Origin of the sequence: Enterococcus sp. 3H8_DIV0648, from assembly GCF_002140655.1 — a bacterium.
Classification (GTDB): Bacteria; Bacillota; Bacilli; order Lactobacillales; family Enterococcaceae; genus Enterococcus_A; species Enterococcus_A hulanensis.
In genome coordinates, this window is sequence record NZ_NGLG01000001.1 from 1,360,905 (window position 1) to 1,366,463 (window position 5,559).

The 5,559-nt window shown below is 40.8% G+C and carries 3 protein-coding genes; 2 read left to right on the top strand and 1 reads right to left on the bottom strand.

The window, feature by feature from the left end:
- Positions 1 to 1,318: citrate/2-methylcitrate synthase (locus A5875_RS06230; RefSeq protein ID WP_088934643.1), on the bottom strand; the 1,318-nt coding region annotated here is incomplete at its 3' end.
- Positions 1,319 to 1,606: 288 nt separating this feature from the next.
- Between A5875_RS06230 and acnA the strand changes: the two genes are divergently transcribed.
- Together acnA and icd are read left to right on the top strand one after the other, a co-directional pair.
- Positions 1,607 to 4,258, top strand: a complete 2,652-nt coding sequence (gene acnA, locus A5875_RS06235; protein WP_088932803.1) for an aconitate hydratase AcnA — start codon at positions 1,607 to 1,609, stop codon at positions 4,256 to 4,258.
- Positions 4,258 to 5,493: an NADP-dependent isocitrate dehydrogenase gene (gene icd, locus A5875_RS06240; protein ID WP_088932804.1), complete on the top strand. Its 1,236-nt coding sequence runs from the start codon at positions 4,258 to 4,260 to the stop codon at positions 5,491 to 5,493. Before acnA ends, icd begins: the two co-directional genes overlap by 1 nt.
- Positions 5,494 to 5,559 lie beyond the last annotated feature (66 nt).

Below are 5,559 nucleotides of genomic sequence, written 5' to 3' on the forward strand. Positions count from 1 at the left end.
CAGTAAGTTCTTGATAATTACGATCCTCGGAAACTTCCATATAAGCTGGTCGAATGATTTTTTGAACATTAATTAATTCTTCAATTCGATGAGCAGACCATCCTACGATACGCGCAATGGCAAACATTGGCGTATAAAGCTCCTGAGGTAAATCTAACATGTGGTAAACAAAACCGCTGAAGAAATCAATATTGGCACTGACTCCTTTATAGACCTTCCGTCTTTCAGAGATAATCTCTGGAGCTAAACGCTCTACTTTGCGATACAAATTAAACTCAGCGGATGCTTCCGATCCCTTTTCGGTCGCTAATTTTTCTACATAGCGTTTGAAGATTTCAGCACGCGGATCAGATTCAGCGTAAATGGCATGTCCCATCCCGTAAATCAATCCTTGCTTATCAAACGCTTCCTTATTTAAGATTTTTTCTAAATAATCACGGATCTCGTTCTCATCTTCACAATCACTGACGTTCGCCTTCAAATCTTCCATCATTTGTGTGACTTTGATATTTGCTCCACCATGCTTAGGCCCCTTCAAAGAACCTAGTGCAGCTGCAATTGTCGAATAAGTATCTGTGCCGCTGGAAGTAACAACTCGAGTCGTAAAGGTCGAATTATTTCCTCCGCCATGTTCCATATGTAAAACTAACGCCATATCTAATGTTTGTGCCTCTTGGAAAGTGTATTTTTTGTCCGGACGCAACATCGTTAAGATGGCTTCTGCTGTACTCAGGTTTTCATCTGGGCGATGAATGTACATGCTGTCCCCTTTAGTGTAGTGATTGTACGCATGATAGGAATAGACCGCGATCATTGGAAAAGTAGCAATCAATGACAAACTTTGATCCAATACGTTCTCAATACTGATATCATCTGTCTTATCATCGTAACATCCCAATGTCAGGACGCTTCTGGCCATCATATTCATAATGTTGTGTGAGGGTGCCTTCATAATAACATCACGTACAAAGTTAGTAGGAAGTGTTCGTCTTTTACCAATCAACGTTCTGAATTCTGCCAATTCATCTTGGGTCGGCAAGGAGCCAAACAATAACAAATAACTGACTTCTTCAAACCCCAAACGCTCTTCTGAGACAAAACCATTTACCAATTCATTAATATCGATTCCGCGGTAACGCAACTCGCCATATTTGGAAATGACCTTGTCACCATCCATAATTTGCGGATGAATCGTAGAAATATTGGTTAAACCAGCTAAAACTCCCTTACCATCGAGGTCGCGCAAGCCTTTTTTAACATTATGTTTCCTATATAAAGAAGCCTCTAAATAATCCTCTTTTCGGCATACGTCAGCCATTTGGTTCAAATCTAACATCTCTGTGTCTGTCTCTTATACACATCTAGATGTGTATAAGAGACAGCCTCTAAATAATCCTCTTTTCGGCATACGTCAGCCATTTGGTTCAAATCTAACATCTCTGTGTCCTCCTAACCATTTTAATTTTAACAATCGGGTTAAGAAACATTATAACACCATTGGCGTAAAATGAAATAGTTTTAATAATTTCATTTACTTTCTTTTTTTTTATTCGTATAATAAACCCAACTGATTTTAATCGATAACGTATTCAGGAGGGATTTTGTATTGAACTGGAAAAAAGAGCTTTTCGTCAATGACGAACATTATACATACTTTGATCTTTCATCAATTGTCGATACGTACCAGAAAAAAATCGCTGATTACCCATTCAGCATACGAGTAATGCTAGAAAGCTTGGCGCGTCATCAGGAACTTTCAGATTTAGAAAATCTGATTGCCTTTGATGCAAAACAGCCATCTGGCGTGGTTCCATTTCGCCCATCACGCGTTGTTTTACAAGACTTTACCGGCGTACCTGCAGTAGTCGATCTCGCAGCTATGCGTGATGCTGTGGTTAAACTTGGCGGAGATCCCAGAGTTATCAATCCTGAGATTCCCGTTACTTTAGTCGTAGACCACTCTGTACAGGTTGACTGTGCAGGGACTGAGGACAGTTTAGCTTATAACACTGAAAAAGAATTTGAACGAAACCATGAACGCTATCAATTTCTTAAATGGGCTCAACAAGCCTTCGATAATTTCGAAGTCGTTCCGCCCGAAACGGGGATCATTCACCAAGTCAATCTTGAGTATTTATCGGATGTCATTTTAAAAAATGATGAAAATCTGCTTTTCCCTGATTCCTTAGAAGGGACGGACTCCCATACTACGATGATCAACGGATTAGGCGTGCTTGGTTGGGGTGTTGGCGGTATCGAAGCAGAAGCCGCAATCTTAGGTGAAGCTTCTTATTTTCCTACACCTGAAGTAATCGGTGTGGAATTGACTGGAACATTGAGCCCGGGGGCTACGGCTACGGACTTAGCTCTTTATTTGACTGAACTTTTACGTAACGAAAAAGTTGTCGGCAAGTTTGTGGAATATTTCGGAACTGGATACAAAACTTTAAGCCTTTCCGACCGTGCAACGATCGCCAACATGGCGCCTGAGTATGGTGCTACTTGCGGATTTTGTCCGATCGACGAAGAGACACTAAATTATCTTCGTTTAACTGGCCGTTCCGAAGAACAGGTCAAATTAGTAGAGGCTTATGCAAAACAAAATCAACTATTTTATGATGGAAATGAAACACCGACCTATACCCGCGTGATCAAACTAGACCTTTCGACGGTGCACTCTTCTGTCGCTGGTCCAAAACGGCCGCAGGATCGAATCCCATTAGCTGATGTAGCAGACAATTTCGAAGCCTCATTGACGAATCCAAGCGGGCCCAAAGGATTTGGTCTAAACTCTGATGAGCTTGATCGAAAAGAAAAGATCCAAGGAACTGATAATGCAATTGAAACTGGTGATTTGGCTTTAGCGGCTATCACTAGCTGTACAAATACCAGCAATCCGTCTGTCATGGTCGCTGCCGGTTTATTAGCTAAAAAAGCAGTGGCGTTAGGGCTAAAAGTTCCATCAACGATCAAAACTTCTTTGGCGCCGGGGTCAAAAATTGTGACTCAATATCTTGAAAAAGGAAATCTCTTAGAACCCTTAGCCGAACTAGGATTTGATATTGTAGGATACGGCTGTACAACTTGTATCGGAAATTCTGGCCCGCTAGATGCAGAGATCGAAACTACCTTAAAGGAAAGTGAACTGGTCGTTTCGGCTGTCTTGTCTGGTAATCGAAATTTTGAAGGACGTATCCACCCATTGATCAAAGCAAATTACTTAGCTTCACCTCCATTAGTAATTGCTTACGCTTTGGCCGGTTCCATCAAAAAAGATTTAACAAAAGAACCGCTTGCTGAAATTGATGGAAAAGAAATCTATTTATCAGACTTATGGCCTTCTCAAGAAGAAGTGAATGACTACATCAATGATTTCTTGAACCCTGAAGATTTCCGAGCAGCGTATAAAAACGTTTATCAATCAAACGAACGCTGGAACAGAATCGAGACCTCTGAAGGTGATTGCTATGATTGGGATGATGCGTCAACATATATCGCAAATCCACCTTTCTTCACAAATCTTGGTCAAACGAAAAATGAAGAAAATCCATTAGCCAACTTGCAAGTCTTAGCTAAATTTGGTGATTCGGTTACTACCGACCACATTTCCCCAGCCGGAAATATCGGACTTCAATCGCCTGCAGGCAAATACTTGAAGGATCGTGGATTAGCCTATAAGGATTTCAACTCGTTCGGCTCTAGACGAGGTAATCATGAAGTGATGATGCGTGGTACTTTTGGAAATATTCGGATTCAAAATCAATTAACACCTGAAGTAACAGGCGGTTATACAAAACTAGCTACTACAGGTGAAGAATTATCAATTTATGATGCAGCAATGCAGTACCAAAAAGAAGGCATCGGTACAATCATTCTTGCCGGAAAAGATTATGGAATGGGTTCATCTCGTGACTGGGCGGCAAAAGGAACAAATCTCCTAGGTGTCAAAGCTGTATTGGCAGAAAGCTATGAGCGAATTCATCGCAGTAACTTGGTAATGATGGGCGTCATTCCTTTTGAATACCTTCCGGGTGAAACAGCCGATTCACTTGGTTTGACTGGTTTGGAAAACTTCAGCTTTGATTTTCCTGCTGAGCCGACCATCAATCAAATCATCGATGTGACTGCTAAAGGAGAGAACGATATCCATTTCCAAGCAAAATTACGTTTTGATTCTGAGGCTGATATTGCTTATTGGAAAAATCAAGGGATCTTGCCTTTAGTTATCAATAAAAAAATGCAGAAGGAGCAAGCTTAATGACAAACACAGTTAATCCAACTATCCCTTATATTGAAGGCGATGGAATCGGACCAGAAATTTGGCAGGCAACAAAAAAAGTTATTGATGCGGCAGTCTCTTCAGTATATAAGAATGAGAAAAAGATCAACTGGCTGGAAATTCTTGCTGGTGAAAAAGCCTTCAATCAAACCGGCACTTGGCTTCCTAAAGAAACACTTGAAGCCATCAAAAAACATAAAGTTGCAATCAAAGGTCCTTTGACTACTCCAATCGGAGAGGGATTTCGCTCATTGAATGTTACCTTGCGTCAAGAATTAGATCTTTATGCTTGTGTGCGGCCAGTGCGTTACTTTGAAGGGGTTCCTTCTCCTTTGAAGGAGCCGGAAAAAACCGATATGACGATTTTCCGAGAAAATACTGAAGATGTATACGCCGGTATTGAATTTTCTAACGGCTCCCAAGAAGTAAAACAGCTTTTAAGCTTTTTAACGGATCAATTATCGGTCACTAAAGTTCGCTTTCCGGCGACAAGTGCTCTGGGAATCAAACCAATCTCTAAAGAAGGCAGTGAACGTTTAGTCGCAGCTGCTTTAGACTATGCCATTGAGCAAGAAAAAACACGCGTTACATTGGTTCATAAAGGAAATATTATGAAGTTCACTGAAGGCGGTTTTAAAAAATGGGGGTATGATTATATCGATAAGCATTATCCTCAAGCTTTCACGATACATCACTATAATCAGATTTCAGAGGAGTCAACAGTTGAAAAAGCTGATGAAGCCTTATCAAAAGCTAGAGCAGCCGGAAAAATTATCGTTGATGATGTGATCGCTGATAATTTTCTGCAGCAGATTCTTCTATATCCAGAAAAGTATCAAGTTGTTGCGACGACTAATTTAAATGGTGATTATATTTCAGATGCCCTAGCAGCTCAAGTCGGCGGGATTGGGATCTCACCAGGCGCGAACATCAATTATAAGACGGGACACGCTATTTTTGAGGCGACTCATGGTACTGCTCCAGATATCGCTGGTAAAGGCTGGGCTAATCCTTGCTCCCTGCTCCTTTCGGCTGTCATGATGTTAGATCATCTTGGGTGGTTTGAGGCTAGTCAAAAAGTTACCAAAGCCATCGAACAAGCGCTTCAAAATAATCAGATGACTCACGATTTCGCTCAGATGCTAGACATTGAAGAACTATCAACAACTGAATTTGCTGATTATTTAATCACTTCTATTCAAAATGAACAATAATACAGATATAACCCCATGGCTAAGCTTGCTGCCATGGGGTTATACGTGTTTATTCTACTTAATAGG